Here is a 16,032-nt window from a genome sequence, read left to right as displayed (position 1 = left end):
AAAAAGTGCTAGAAATAGCGTTTTTACTTGCTTTTATTAGATTTACTTGCTATAATTGTCTTTGCCTAAGGGTAAAAAAAAACTAATTATTGGAGGACATTTTTAAAATGGCTAACAAACAAGAATTGATCGCAAAAGTTGCTGAAAAATCAGAACTTTCTAAAAAAGATGCAGAAAAAGCAGTAAAAGCTGTATTTGAATCAGTTGAAGAATTCCTTAAAGCTGGTGAAAAAGTTCAACTTATTGGTTTCGGTACTTTTGAAACTCGCGAACGTGCAGCTCGTGAAGGTCGTAACCCACAAACTGGTGAGTCTATCAAAATCGCAGCGACAACTGTCCCTGCTTTCAAAGCTGGTAAAGCCTTGAAAGATGCTGTTAAATAATTCAACAGTCAAAACTGACAATCATCGTATGTGGTGATTGTTTTTTGTATGTTATCGGAGAATCTTATGAAAAACCGAACATTGAACGTGTCATAAAAACTAACTATACATGAAAAGTATTGTTTAGGTGCTATTTTTTGATATAATCTTAATAACTAATAGAAAAACGGAGATTCATCGTGGTAAAAACAGACATCGAAATTGCGCAAAGTTCAACTATGCAAAATATTATAGAAATTGCTGCTAAAGCTGGCATTTCAAGTGACGACATCGAGCAATATGGCAAATACAAGGCGAAAATCAGCTTTGATGCGATTGAAAAATTGCAAAAAAATGACAACGGTAAGCTGATTCTTGTCACAGCTATCAGTCCAACACCAGCTGGTGAGGGCAAATCAACGGTAACGATTGGACTTGGCGATGCGCTCAACCAGCTCGGTCATAAGGCGATGATTGCCTTGCGTGAACCGTCACTTGGTCCTGTGATGGGCATCAAAGGCGGTGCTGCGGGTGGTGGCTATGCGCAAGTTCTGCCAATGGAAGATATTAATCTGCATTTCACAGGTGACCTCCATGCCATTACAACGGCTAACAACGCGATTGCGGCACTTCTGGACAATCATATCCACCAAGGCAATGCCCTTAATATTGATTCACGCCGTGTGATTTGGAAACGTGTTGTTGATTTGAATGACCGCGAACTCCGTCATATCATTGCGGGGCTTGGCTCGCCAATCAATGGTGTACCGCGTGAGGACGGTTTTGATATTACAGTTGCCAGTGAAATTATGGCGGTTTTCTGTTTGGCGACATCTATCGAAAACCTTAAAGAGCGCCTTGCCAAAATTGTCGTGGCTTATACTTATGACAGGAAACCCGTCACGGTTGGCGACCTTGAGATTGAGGGGGCGATTACCGTTCTTTTGAAAGACGCGCTCAAGCCCAATCTCGTACAGACGATTGAGGGCACGCCTGCCTTTGTTCACGGTGGCCCGTTTGCCAATATCGCCCATGGGTGTAACAGCGTGTTAGCGACGACCACAGCGCTCAAAGCGGCTGATTTTACAGTAACTGAGGCTGGTTTTGGTGCGGATCTCGGCGGCGAGAAATTCCTTGACATCAAAACGCGTGAGTTGCCGAAAAATCCTGATGCTGTCGTCATCGTTGCGACTGTTCGGGCGTTGAAAATGCATGGTGGTGTTGCAAAAACGGCGCTTGCTACCAAAGACGTAGCAGCGCTACGCTCAGGCTTTGCCAATCTTGACAGACATATTGATAATATCCAATCATTTGGTTTACCAGTTGTTGTGGCGATTAACGAATTTATCACGGATACAGCTGATGAGATTGCTGTCTTGTCTGATCTGTTGACAGCCAAAAACGTTGCCTTTTCATTAACACAAGTTTGGGCAAAAGGGGGAGCAGGTGGTTTAGATTTGGCAGAAAAAATTGTCAAAGCAACTGAACAAGAAAATGAGTTTCACTATCTTTATGATTTGGCAGCAGCAATCCCAGAGAAGATTGAAACGATTGTCACAAAAATTTATGGGGGTAGCTCAGTTACATTTGCCAAAAAAGCCAAGACGCAAATTGCTGAATTTGAGCGCAATGGTTGGTCGAATCTGCCGATTTGCATGGCGAAAACGCAATACAGTTTTTCTGATGACCAGACCTTGCTTGGTGCGCCAGAAGGCTTTGACATCACGATTCGTGAACTTGTGCCAAAGCTTGGTGCTGGCTTTATCGTTGCCATGACTGGCGATATTATGACCATGCCAGGCTTACCAAAACGTCCAGCAGCGCTTAACATGGATGTGGATAAGGCGGGAAATATTTCAGGCTTATTTTGATGATAAGCGTTTAAGTTGACTTAAAATGCCTAGTTTGGCATTTTTTAATACGCCAATACCTAAAAAATGTGATATGATTTAGCGCTATTTGATGAGTAATGTCTTTGTCATGCGTGCCGATGGCGTTGGTGAAAACTAATATCTAGTGGTGTTATGTATATATGAAACGTAATGTTATTTGGGAAAAATAAACAATTTTTCTTAGGCACTAGAATTTTGGTCTTGAAAATGTTATTATAATATAGGAGTATATATATCTTGTTTAGAATAAAAAATAATTGCAGTATTCAAAGGTTTCTTAGATGATGACAACTAAAAATAAAGATGATGAATTAGAAATCACGCTGACTTTTGTTGATGACGACAATGAGGGTAGCGTTATTACTGAAAAAGTTAGAAGAGGTTTACGTGGTTCAAGTCAGACGATTATCTTTGGGGAAGATAAACAACTGAAAAATTATGTTGCTGGTAAAAAGCAAATATTTAAGTGGGAGTTTGGTAAAGAGACGACAAAAACGATTCATCTGACTCATAGACACAGGGTAAGCATGTATATGACGACTGCAACGGTCGTCTATTTAGGCTTGCCTGATAATCTAGCTATTGAGCCAAATATTCAAACAATTATTTGGAACAAGGATAGAGATGAGGTAACAAAAGAAAGTCGCTTTACGCCACACATTGGCTCAAGTTTTTCTGAAGTAGTCAAAACGCCAATCGTTGTGGGCTTTAGACCCGATAAATTAAGTGTTGCGCCGATTGATATGACCTTAGATTATCAAACTGGCAATTCGGAAACGCCGATTGATAAGATTGATTTTGTGACTTATGTTGAAGATTCAAGAGTTTATGACATCAATGCCATCCTCACTTTTTACCGTGATAATACTTATTTCATCCACCGCGGCGGTGAACACGTTGACAATGCGGAGTTGGGTATTTTTTCGCATGTTTTTGAGACGATAATTGTCGGCAGTAGAAATGAGAGTGACCCAACTCATATTGAGTGGCTTGTTGATCGTGAGCAGATTTTGTCGTCAAATCATAAAACAGATCTGCCCATTATTTCAGGCTATTCACTTAGAGAGACGTCTGATATTCCTTTTTCGACTCATGTTGATTTGGGAACAGTCTATGATTTTTTTAGCGACAAATTAAAGGTTGTGCCGTTAGATGAAGACTATTTAGATATTTCAAATGAAGCAGTTGAAGAACGTGATGAGACAACTGTTGGTCCTTTTGATTATGATCCAAAGTCACAAAAAATGACGATTGATTTTGTATCTGAAGAAGATAGCAATAAGATTTTGCATACGCAAGTTATTGATGATGTGACAAATGAATATGCTGTCTCTGATGGTCAAATTAGGGATATTGCCGAGTATAATACCATTTTTCCAACGATTTTTGGCGAAACTTTAAAAGGTTACGAGTTTGTTAGCAGTAGTTTGCAAACGCCAGAGGCTATCTTGACGTTTGCTGCAGATGATGAACTTGAGCAAGTTGCGACGATAAAAGTAAGGGTTAAACATCAGGTTGAGGCACTTGAAACGATTGTTACGATTCACTATGATGGTCTGCCAGAAGCACTGAAACTAGAGGATAATGTTCAGACGATTTCTTGGGAATGTGATAAGGATGAAGTGACTGAGGTTGTTACCTATAAGCCTTTGACTGAGATGCTTGAGGTGTCAAGTCCTGTTATTGAAGATTATGCTGTGGATCAGGAAAATGTTGATGTTGCGGTAGTTGAGACAACTGTTCAGCCCGAAAATATAACATTAACGGTAACCTATAACTTGGTGGTTGAAACGCTTACGGCGCAATTGACTTATCAACGCGCCAATTTGTATTTTCTTGATAATGAACTTGAAGATGAATTGCAGCAGACTTTTGAGATCACGATTCAAGGTAAGCGTGAGGTTGAAAATACTTCTGAGATTTCTTGGGTGCTTGATCGCAAACAAGTGGTTGTGGCAAATGATGAAAATGTTGCCTTGCCAGAATTTTCTGGCTATAATTTGACAACGGCTGGCGAGACGGTTCTTAGTCATACGCTTGATTTGGGGACTATTTTTGATTATTTCGCTGATGAATTGACTAAAATTGCAGCGACTATTTCTGCGGATGAGCTGATTTCTTGTGGGACAACAGATATTGCTGAGAAAAAAGAATATTATTTTGAAGCGCAACCACAAAAAATAATTATCAACTATGTTGATGTGACTGATGATGATAAGATTATCCTGAGAGATGAAATTGATGGTAAGTTCAATCAAACGATTGCTTATGAATTTGTTGATATTGCTGGTTATGATTATATTTCAGGTAAGGAGGAATTACCGAAGTCATTTAATCATTTGGAGGATGTTGCGCAAACGATTACGATTCAACTTAAACATAAGTATGTTCAGGATACTTTTGCGACGACTTTGTTGGTCAACTACATTGGCTTGCCTGACTTGCTAAAGCCTGCGCCTGCTATTCGGACGATTAACTGGAAAGCAAATCTTGATGAGGCAACTGGTATTACGACTTATCAACCAGTGACTGTGCCAAAGACGATTGTAAGTCCGAGTATCGTTGGTTATACGGTTGATGTTGAGACGGTTGTAGCAGCTGAAGCTGATGAGGTCACGACGCGACCTGAAGATTTAGTCGTGACGGTCACGTATCGTCCGATGACGTTTACAGTTACTTTCCATGATGAAAGTATCGGGCAAGTACTGAAAACATTAGCGGTAACAGCTGATGCGTTTGAAAAAGAATTGGAACGTTATCAAGCTAAAGGTTATATTATCAAGGAAAATAATGTCCCAAGTGAGCGTTTGCCTGATGCGGAATATTCGGTTTTCTTAAGTCATAGTACGAAACGTGCGGTTGAGATGCGTCTTGCCAATTTCACGGCTAATTTGCTTGCCAAAGATAATCTTATTGCACCGCAAGAGCTTATTTTGACTGCTGAGATTTCGCGTGATTATTCGTTTGATTTGGTAACTGGAGATGAAGTCCCAAGTGCTGATTTGGCAAAATATGACGGTGCAAGTGCTGAAATTTATAGCTCAAATCAATCACAAATTATAATTGATAGTGCAACGGGTGTTATTAGTTTTGATATACCTGTTGAGGGCGAGATGTTAGGCATAACAGTTGATGGCGATGTGGCTGATTTTGATCATTTGCAAGCTAATTTGACTGTTAATTATGTCCCACCATTTCGGAAAATCACGCTATGTTATGTTGATGATGAGACTACCGAAGAAATAGGGACTGTTGTTCGAGAAGGGGCGGTTGGTTCTGTCATTCAACTTGATTTTGAAAGCGATGAAAAATTGAAAAAGTATCGTTATCATGGCGAGGGCGATTATTTTGATCGAGCTTTTGATGACAATGATACGGCTGACGAAACGGTGACTGTCCATTTGGCGCATCGGCATAGTCAAGGTGCTTTTGCAACAAGTGTTGCGATGTTTTATCGTGGTCTGCCTGAGACTAGGCAACTTGAGCCGACTGTTCAGACAATTTCGTGGACAACTGATACAGATGAAGTGACAGGTGTCATGACCTATATACCGTCTGCACCTGTTACGACTTTAGCAAGTCCTGAGATTTCTGGTTATACGGTTGAAAATGTGGAAAGTTTGACGCTTGAATTGCGTGAAACGACAGCGCAACCTGAATCTATTGAGATGACGATTACTTATGCGGCAAATGATCAGGAAGTGACGATAACTGTCGTTGATGATGATGCTAATGGGGAAGTTGTTGATAGCTACCACATTATAGGAAAAACTGATGCTAGTTTCGAGTTTCAGAAAAATTGGTCAGCTGATTATCTTGATGTGACAGATTATAGTGGTATTTCGACTCGTTATGAGGCAGATGATGACCGAACTATCACGCTTCATCTGAAGCATCAACACACGCAAGGAACGCATGAAACACAAGTTACGGTGGTCTATGCGAATTTACCCGAAGAACTTCAGCTAGCAGCAGTAAGTCAGACGATTGCTTGGGCAACTGATACAGACCAAGTGTTGGGGCTTACGACTTATACGCCACTTACGCCTGTAACGAGCGTGCCAAGCCCAGAAGTTTTGGGGTATAGGGCTGAAAAGTCAGAAATTTTACCTGCTGAACTTCTTGAAACAACGGTCCAACCCGAAGATGTGACGGCAACTGTTGCTTATATTGCAACTGAGAAAAAAATTCTTGTCAATATTATTGATAAGGATAAAGATGATGAAATTATTGATAGCCTTTTTATCACTGGAAAAATTGGCGAACCTTTTGAGTATCAGGGGACTTGTCCGGCTGATTATCTTGATGTGACAGATTATAGTAGTCTTGCGATTTTTTATGAGGAGGCAGATAAAGAACAGATTGTTGAGATTCATTTGAGACACAAGCATACGCAAGGCACGCATGAAACGACTTTGACTCTTAGCTATACTGGTTTGCCACTTGAGCTGACACCTGCGGCTATGATTCAGACGATTTCTTGGGAGTCGGATACGGATGAAGTCACGCATATCACGACTTATAAGCCTATTTCAAATGTTAGTGATGCGCCAAGCTCAGCTAAAGTTGGTCATGTCAACTACACTTTTCTCAGCAAAAAAATTGAAAAACGCATTGAAGGGATTCCAAGTCCACCTGTTGCAGGTTATACGGCTGAGAAGTCAGAAGTTTTACTTGATGACTTGCAAGAAACGACAACCAAGCCTGAAGATATAGTGATGACGGTTGCCTATACGGCAAATACCAAAGAAGTAACGGTAACGGTTGTTGATGATGATAAGAACGGTAAAATTATTGATAGCTATGTTGTCACTGGTAAAACAGGCGAATCGTTTGCTTATCAACAGAAATGGTCAACTGCTTATCAAGATGTGACAGATTATAGCAATATCTCGAACTACTATATAGCTGATGATAATGCGCAAACAGTAACGATTCATCTGATACATCATCATACAAAAGACACGTTTGAAAGCAAAGCGATAGTGTCTTATTTGGGTGTACCTGAGGATAGACAACCTACCTCAAATATTCAGGCGATTTCTTGGGAAGTTGATACTGATGATGTGACAGGCGATGTGCGCTACCGACCGCTGACGACACTTGTTGCGGTGCCAAGTCCAATTGTTTTAGGTTATACGGCTGATACAGCAGAACTTGCGGTGCTTGATTTGGATGAAACTTCGATAAAACCAGATGATATTGAAACAGGAGTAACTTATACGGCTAACGAGCAGAAAGTTATCGTAAATGTTGTTGATGATGACAATGACAATGACATTGTTGACAGGTATGAAGTTATTGGTAGAACAGATGAAGTTTTTGAGTTTCAGACGAATTGGCCACCTGAATATCTTGATGTGACGGATTATAGTACGCTTCCTAAGGTACATCAAGCCCCTAGGGATGAAGAAATCACACAGTTTGTAACGATTCATTTGACGCATACGCATACAGTAGGCACATATGAAACACAGGCAGTGGTGAAGTATGCAGGTTTGCCAAAAGCTAAACTACCAGCACCAACGATTCAAACGATTGTTTGGAACATTGATAGAGATGAAGTGACAGGTGTTACGCTCTATAAACCGACGATGTCTGCGAATCGTGTACCAAACCCTACTATCGCAGGTTATACTGCTGAAATAGCTGGCGTTGCCGCAATTGAGTTGACTGAAACGGAGACGAAACCTGAAAACTTGACAACGACGGTAGCTTATCTTGCCAATGAGCAAAGAGTGATGGTAACTGTCGTTGATGATGACAAACACGCTGAAGTTGTTGACAGCTATACACTTACGGGTAAAACTGGTGAGACGTTTGCCTATCAAAAAAATTGGCAAGCTGGCTATCTTGATGTCACAGATTATAACAATTTTGCGACTACTTATGATGATAATGACGGTATTGATCAAACGATAACGATTCATTTGGCGCATAATCATGTAAAAGGTAGGCTTGAAACCTTGTCAGTTATTGAATACGCTGGTTTGCCTGATGATAAAAAGATTGAACCAAAAACGCAGACGATTTCTTGGGAAGTTGACAAGGATGAGATTACAGGAGTTATGAGTTATAAACCTCTAACGTCTGCTGATCTCATTGTCAGTCAAGTTGTTGCAGGTTATACTGCTGATAAGAAGGAAGTTTCGGCGGCGTTATTTGAGACAACCACTGAACCAACAGATCTCACGACAACGGTAACTTACACGCCTGATATGCAAGGCATAAAAATCACTGTCATTGATGATGATCTGAATGAAACTATTGTTACTTACGTTGTGACTGGTAAAACAGATGAACCGATTGTGATTCATCCAAATTGGTCGGAAGATAACTATCTCGATGCGACTGATTATAGTCAAGTGCCAAATAAATTTGAGCCAGATGAGGAAAATAAGCAAGTCATCGCGATTCATTTGTGGCATAAACATAAACCAGGAACATATGAAACGAGTGTAACGGTAACCTATACTGGTTTGCCAGAAGATAAGCAACTAGAGTCAAGTGTTCAGACAGTTTCATGGGCAACAGATACCGATTTGGCTAGTGATGTGACGACTTATACACCGCTTACAAGTATCAATCTTGTAACAAGTCCTCTTGTCTTAGGTTACACTGCTGAAAGTGCAGATGTTTTTCCAGCAATATTGGCTGAAACGATGACTAAACCTGAAGATATTGAGAAACTTGTCGCCTATACGGCAGATGTTCAAAAAGTAACTGTTAGGGTCATTGATGATGACAAAAACGGCGAACTCGTTGACAGCTATGTTGTTGAAGGTAAGACTGATGAAACTTTTGAGTATCAAGAAAATTGGGCTGATGGTTATCAAGATGTGACGGATTATAGCGCTATCTCAAATCGTTATGAAGCTGATAGCGAAAATGAACAGACGGTAACGATTCATTTGACACATAAGCATAGTTTAGGGACACATGAAACCAGGTCAACTGTAACCTATTTTGGTTTGCCGCAAGCTAAAGAACTTGCGCCGACAACTCAGACGATTTCATGGAAAACTGATACTGATGAAGTGACTAAACTCACGACTTATGCGCCAGTTACGGCTATAAATGCTGTGCCAACTCCTGTTATTTCAGGTTATATAGCTGAAAAAGCTGAAATTTTGCCAGTTGATTTAAGTGAGATGACAACCCAACCTGAAGATTCATCAGAAACTGTGACTTACGTGGCAAATGAGCAAAAGGTGCAAGTGACAGTTGTTGATGATGATAATGATGGCGAGATTCTCGAAACTTATGTATTGACAGGTAAAACCGGTAGAAGTTTCACTTATCAGAAAAATTGGGCGACAACTTATGAAGATGTGACTGATTATCAGCTTTTGCCAACGCATTATGATGATAATGATGCAGCAGATCAACTTGTCAGGTTGCATCTGACACATAAGCACACGCAAGCTAAACTTGAAACAAATGCAAGTGTGATTTATTTAGGCTTGCCTGAGGCGCGTCAGCTTGAAAAAAATAATCAAACACTTACGTGGATAACGGATAAAGATGAGGTAACAGGCATAACGACCTATTATCCTAAGTCAGTTGTCAATGCTGTATCAAGTCCGAGTGTTTCGGGTTATTCGCCTGAAAAAACAGAAGTTTCGGCGATTAACTTAAAAGAAACGACGACCCGACCTGAAGATAGGACGGCGACTGTCGTTTACACGGCAAATGAGCAAAAAGTAATGGTAACTATCATTGATGATGAGCAAAATCAAACGATTGATAGTTACTTGATGACTGGAAAAACTGACGAACCTTTTGATTATCACAAAAAATGTTTGCCTGGCTATGTTGATGCGACGGATTACAACAGTTTTTCTAATTTCTATGATGATAAAGATGGTGTTAATCAAGTTGTCACGATTCATTTGACACATAAGCATACGGCGGCTACCTTTGAAACTTTGCTAACTGTTAATTATGTTGGGTTACCTGAGGATAAGGAAGTGGCAGTACATAGTCAAACGCTTGTTTGGCAAACGGACACAGATGAGGTAACGAGAGTTATCGCATATAAGCCTGTGATGACAGATGTTATTGTACAAAGTCCAGTTATTGCTGGCTATACAGCTAGTCAATTAGCATTTACGCTTGCCTTGACTGAGACAACAACTGAGCCTGAAAATGTCACTGCTACGGTGACTTATGAGGCGAATCATCAAGAAGTCAAAGTTAGTGTTGTTGATGATGAGGCAAATGGCGAACTTATTGATAGTTATGTCCTTATTGGTAAAACTGATGAAGTCTTTAAGCTCCATAAAAATTGGTCAACTAGCTATGTTGATGTGACTAATTATGATAACATTCCAAATTGTTATCAAGCAGATGAAAATGAGCAAATTATAACGCTTCATTTGGTGCATGACCATACGCAAGGCTCACTTGAAACCAAAGCGACTGTTGTTTATGCAGGTTTGCCTGATGATAAGCAATTAATGTCAAATATTCAGACAATTTCTTGGGCAACTGACAAGGACAAAGTGACTAGTATGACGACTTATACACCTGTCACGCCTGTTAAAACTGTACCTAGTCCTGTTGTTGTCGGTTACACGCCTGAAAAATCAGAAATTTTCTTGGCTGAACTGGCTGAGAGAACTGTTAAACCAGAAGAATTATTGGTGACTGTTACTTATACAGCAGATGTGCAAGATGTGACTGTAACTGTCGTTGATGATGATAATAAGGGTGAAATTGTTGACAGCTACATTGTCGAAGGTAGAACTGATGATAGTTTTGAATACCAAGTAAATTGGTCTGATAAATATGTGGATGTAACAGATTATACGCTTCTTTCAAATCGCTTTGCTGCAAGTGGCGGTCAAATGGTAACGATTCATTTGGCGCACAAGCATACGCAAGGAACGTATGAGTCAATGGCAAGAATTGTCTATACTGGTTTACCAGAAGATAAGAAACGTCAGCCGACTGTTCAGCCGATTTCTTGGACAACTGATACGGATGAAGTATCGGCATTTACAACTTACAAACCAGTTGATTCACTGCCGATTGTGCCGAGTCCGATTGTTTCAGGCTATACAGCCGAGTATGAAGAAGTGATGATCGAAGTGGCTGAAACGACAGATCAACCTGAAACGATTGAGATGTTAGTTGCTTATACGGCAAATGAGCAACAAGTGACTGTCAATGTTTTAGATATTGACAATGACGGTGAACTTGTTGATAGTTATGTGTTGATTGGTCAGACCGATGAACCGATTGACTATCATAAAAATTGGTCTGAGAGTTATGAGGATGTGACGGATTATCAGCAAGTTTCAAATCGCTATGATGATACAGTCGAGCAAATCGTAACGCTTCATTTGGCGCATAAACATACACGAGATACACTTAAAACAAGTGCAACCGTCTCTTATACTGGCTTGCCAAAAGCTAGAATGCTTGAACCAATTGTTCAAACGATTTCTTGGGAAAGTGATGAAGACGAAGTGACTGGTGTCACACTTTATACGCCAAGCTCGTCTATCAATTCTGTATCAAGTCCAGTTATTCCAGGTTATACACCTGAAAAAACAAAAATTGACACAATCAAATTAGTCAAAACAACGACAAAACCTGAAGATTTGCTCTCAACTGTTGCTTATACTGCTGATATGCAAAAAGTGACTGTGACGATTGTTGACGATGATGAACGTGGCGAAGTGATTGGGCGTTATGTTACGATTGGTAAAACGGATGAGCCGTTGGAGTACCAAAAGAAATGGTTACCTAGCTATGAAGATGTGACGAATTATGATAGCTTTGTCAATTATTATGAGGCAACGACTACGCGTGGTCAGGCGATTACAATTCATTTGGCGCATAGGCATACATTTGGTACGCTTGAAACAGTTGCGCAAGTTGCTTATGTTGGTTTACCAGATGATAAACAGCTCGACTCAAATGTGCAAACGATTAGTTGGGAAACTGATAAGGACGAAGTGACGGGCATTATTAACTATAAGCCTATTACAGTGGTTAATCCAGTGCCAAGTCCTCCTATTGATTTCTTTAAAGCTGACAAGCCGAGAATTGTTGCACCGAGATTTGGTCAATCAACAACTAAACCTGAAGATGTCTTTGCAACGGTTACCTATACTGCTTTGAGTTTCTATTTCACTTTCATTGATGAAACGATTGGTCGAACGCTTGCTAAGAGCAAATTGACAGCTGCTGAATTTAAAGTCGAATTAGCGCAATACCTGACGGATGGTTATCTGCCATTGCTTGACGGTAAGCCAGTTGATAGCTTAAATCTCAAGGATATTAATTTAAACGAGATACGTGGTTTGGTTCGTTTTGTTCACAATAGTAAACGTGTTGTTGAAACGAAAACTGCTGATTTTTCGGTTACGTTAATGGCGACAGGATTTGAGATAGATAAACAGATAGATTTGACGGCAGAGATTTCGCATGACTATTCCCTTGATTTGGTAACGAATCGAGCGGTAACCACTGCTAATATTGCCAAGGTCGCAAATGCGAGTGCTGAAACTTATCACTCAGACAATCGTCAAGTTGTGATTGATGTTGCAACAGGAGAGATTAGTTTTGACTTGCCGATTAATGGCGAGGTAACTGAGACAATCGTTGCAAGTGGCGAAGCGAATTTTACTAATCTTTTTGGTAATGTGACAATTGTTTATGAGCCAACTTTGCAAAAGATTACCTTGGCTTATGTGGATGATGATGATAATGGTCGAGTGATTGGCACGACAAAACGAGCTGGTTTGTCGGGTTCTGAACATACTTTTGTTTTGGCTGATGAAGCTGATGCCTTACTATCGCATTATGTTTATAATGGCGAAGGGGAGCAGTTTACTTGGATTTTTGATGGAGAGACGACAGCTGAGCAAACTGAGCAGATTCATTTGGCACATCGCCATACATCTGGTACTTTTGAAACAAATGTAGCGGTTATTTATGTTGGCTTACCTGATGAGAAAAAAATTGAACCAGTGATTCAAAAGGTTTCTTGGTCAACAGATACTGATGATGTAACAGGTCTTACAATTTATACGCCGCTTACGACTATTAATACTGTGGTTCATCCTATTGTATCAGGTTATATGACAGCAAAAGCAGAAATTGCGCCTGTCAAATTAACGGAGCGGACGACTGAACCAAAAGATATGTCAGCGCAAGTGACCTATACGGCAACCGAGCAACAAGTGCTTGTCACGGTTGTTGATGATGATACCGATGGCCAAGTCCTTGATAGTTATACCTTGGTTGGTAAAACGGATGATGTTATTAATTATCGTAAGAATTGGGCATCTATTTATGTTGAGGTAACAGACGAGAGCAATTTGCCTAGCTACTTTGAAGCGACTGATGGTGCTGCGCAAGCAGTTACGATTCATTTGGCGCATCGCCATGATTATGGCACTTTTGAAACAAGTAACCGAGTGATTTATACTGGTCTGCCTGAAGCTAATCAGCCTGAGCCAGTTGTTCAAACGATTGCTTGGAAAACTGATAAGGATGACGTAACGGGCGAATTGATGTATCAACTTGTGACAGAAATAACTCCTGTGGCGAGTCCTGTTATCTCAGGTTATACAGCTGATAAAGCGACTGTTCTTGTGACTATGCCACTGGAGAGTCTGACGACACCTGAATCTGTTGAAACATTTGTCAGCTATACGGCAACTGAGCAGACGCTGACGGTTACAATTGTTGATGATGAAAATAACGAGGAGATACTTGACAGTTATACTTTAACTGGTAAAACAGATGAACTGATTGATTATCGCAAAGAATGGTCTGATAGTTATTGTGACGTGACGGATTACAGCAGTTTGCCGACACATTTTCAGGAGACTGCTGCTAATAATGCTCAGAATGTGACGATTCATCTGACCCATAAGCATCACAAAGAATCTTATGAAAGTAAGGTCATGGTCGTTTATGTTGGCTTGCCAAAAGATCGAAAATTAGAACCAAATAATCAATCAATTGCTTGGGAGATAGACTATGATGACGTGACTGATGTAACGACTTATACGCCACTCACACAACCAATTTCTGTACCAAATCCACTTGTTTTAGGTTATGGGACTAAGTTCGCAGAACTCTCTGCGCCGACATTGACTGCAAGAACGACTGAACCTGGCGATTTGACGGCGAAAGTGACGTATACGGCAAATAAACAAAAAGTTGTCGTGATACTTGTTGATGATGAAAAAGATGGCGAAGTAGTTGAGACTTATACGTTAACTGGTAAGACGGATGAACAGATTGTCTATCCTAAAGATTGTCCAGCCATGTATCTTGATGTGACTGATTATCGTCACTTACCAAGCCATTTTGATGCCAATGATAGCGCTGATCAGAAGGCGACGATTCATTTGATTCATCAACATATGCGGGATACTTATGAAACTAAGTTTACCATTAGCTACGACGGTTTGTCGGAAGATAAAAAGTTGCCGCTAAATGTTCAGACTATTTCTTGGAAAACGAATTTGGATGAAGTGACTGGTATCACGACTTATCAGCCAATGCAACAGCCAATTTCTGTCCCCAATCCATCTGTTGTTGGTTATACGACACGTTTTGCTGAGGTAACAGCACCTGAGTTACTTGATACAATAACTCAACCTGAAGATTTGGTATTGACAGTTGCTTATACGGCAAATGCGCAACAGGTAACGGTTACAGTCGTTGATGATGATAATGACGGTGAAATTTTGGATAGCTATCCAGTGACAGGAAAAACGGATGAAACGATTATCCACAAACCTTATCCTGCTCAATATGTTGATGTGACTGATTACAGTCGTCAAGCAACGCGTTATGAGGCAGATGAGACGGTTGATCAGGTGCTGACTATTCATCTTAAGCATAAACATACACAAGTTGACTATGAGACCAAACTAATGGTTGTTTACGTTGGCTTGCCAAAAGCGCAACATTTGGCACCGACTGTTCAGGTTATTTATTGGAAAATTGATACTGACCTCGTAACAGGCGTGATAAGTTATCAACCTGTTACTGTTTTGCAACCGATAGCCTCTCCACTTGTGGTAGGCTATGCAACGGAAAGTTCGGAAGTCGTGGTAGATGCCTTACTTGAACAGCCAACTAAGCCTGAAAATATCGTGTTGACGGTAAACTATCATCCGATTTCGTTCACGCTTATCTGTGACTTTCCTAATCGTATGTTGACGATGACGGTTCTGACAGCCCGAGAATACGAGGTTGTTTTGGCAAGTTATCGTACTAGAGGTTATGTTATCAAATCAACTGATGTACCAAGCAATCCAGCAGAATGCCAAGCTGATACGATTTATTCTGTTCGTTTCGTTCATGGTACAAAACGTGCGTTTGAAACGAAAGAAGTGCAATTCACGGTTGATTTGCTTAAGCAAGGAGCTGAAAGCTCTCAAGAAATGCTCTTAAGCGCTCGACTTTCACGGGAATATTCGCTTGATTTATTAACGGGTAAACAGCTTGCAGCTGATGCTGAAATGGCGTATTTTGATGGTGCAAGTGCAACAACTTATAGCTCAGACAATGCACAAGTCGTGATTGACAGCATGACAGGTGCTATCAGCTTTGAAATAGCTGTTGACGGCTATAATGTTGAAACAACGGTTGATAACGCATTTGTAAGTTTTGATGACCCACAAGCAAATGTGAGTGTTCGTTATAGCTAGTCTTGTCGCAAGATAAGAATTTAAAAGTTAATGTAAAGTTCAATTTACATTAACTTTTTTTAATGCCTGATAAAAAAATCAAAAGTCGCTTTT

General features: G+C 40.3%; 3 protein-coding genes. All 3 read left to right on the top strand.

The window, feature by feature from the left end; genetic code table 11:
- Positions 1-107 precede the first annotated feature (107 nt).
- The 3 genes from Hs30E_RS01470 to Hs30E_RS01460 all read left to right on the top strand — a co-directional run bounded on the left by Hs30E_RS01470 (position 108) and on the right by Hs30E_RS01460 (position 15,939).
- Positions 108-383: an HU family DNA-binding protein gene (locus Hs30E_RS01470; protein WP_172207451.1), complete on the top strand. Its 276-nt coding sequence runs from the start codon at positions 108-110 to the stop codon at positions 381-383.
- A 179-nt stretch (positions 384-562) separates the two neighbouring features.
- Complete coding sequence (locus Hs30E_RS01465; protein WP_172207449.1) at positions 563-2,233, top strand: formate--tetrahydrofolate ligase; 1,671 nt, start codon at positions 563-565, stop codon at positions 2,231-2,233.
- Between the two features lie 305 nt (positions 2,234-2,538).
- Positions 2,539-15,939 (top strand): mucin-binding protein, encoded by a 13,401-nt coding sequence (locus Hs30E_RS01460; protein ID WP_172207448.1) that lies wholly within the window; start codon positions 2,539-2,541, stop codon positions 15,937-15,939.
- The last annotated feature ends 93 nt before the right edge of the window (positions 15,940-16,032 follow it).

This window comes from Pseudolactococcus hodotermopsidis, assembly GCF_011170085.1.
In the GTDB taxonomy this organism is placed as follows: domain Bacteria; phylum Bacillota; class Bacilli; order Lactobacillales; family Streptococcaceae; genus Pseudolactococcus; species Pseudolactococcus hodotermopsidis.
Note: the sequence above shows the minus strand (reverse complement) of the source record. Positions and strands in the feature narration are given on the sequence as shown.

Coding starts and splice junctions, on each gene's coding strand:
- Hs30E_RS01470 (WP_172207451.1), top strand. CDS start 108: ATGGCTAACAAACAAGAATTGATCGCAAAAGTTGCTGAAAAATCAGAA.
- Hs30E_RS01460 (WP_172207448.1), top strand. CDS start 2,539: ATGACAACTAAAAATAAAGATGATGAATTAGAAATCACGCTGACTTTT.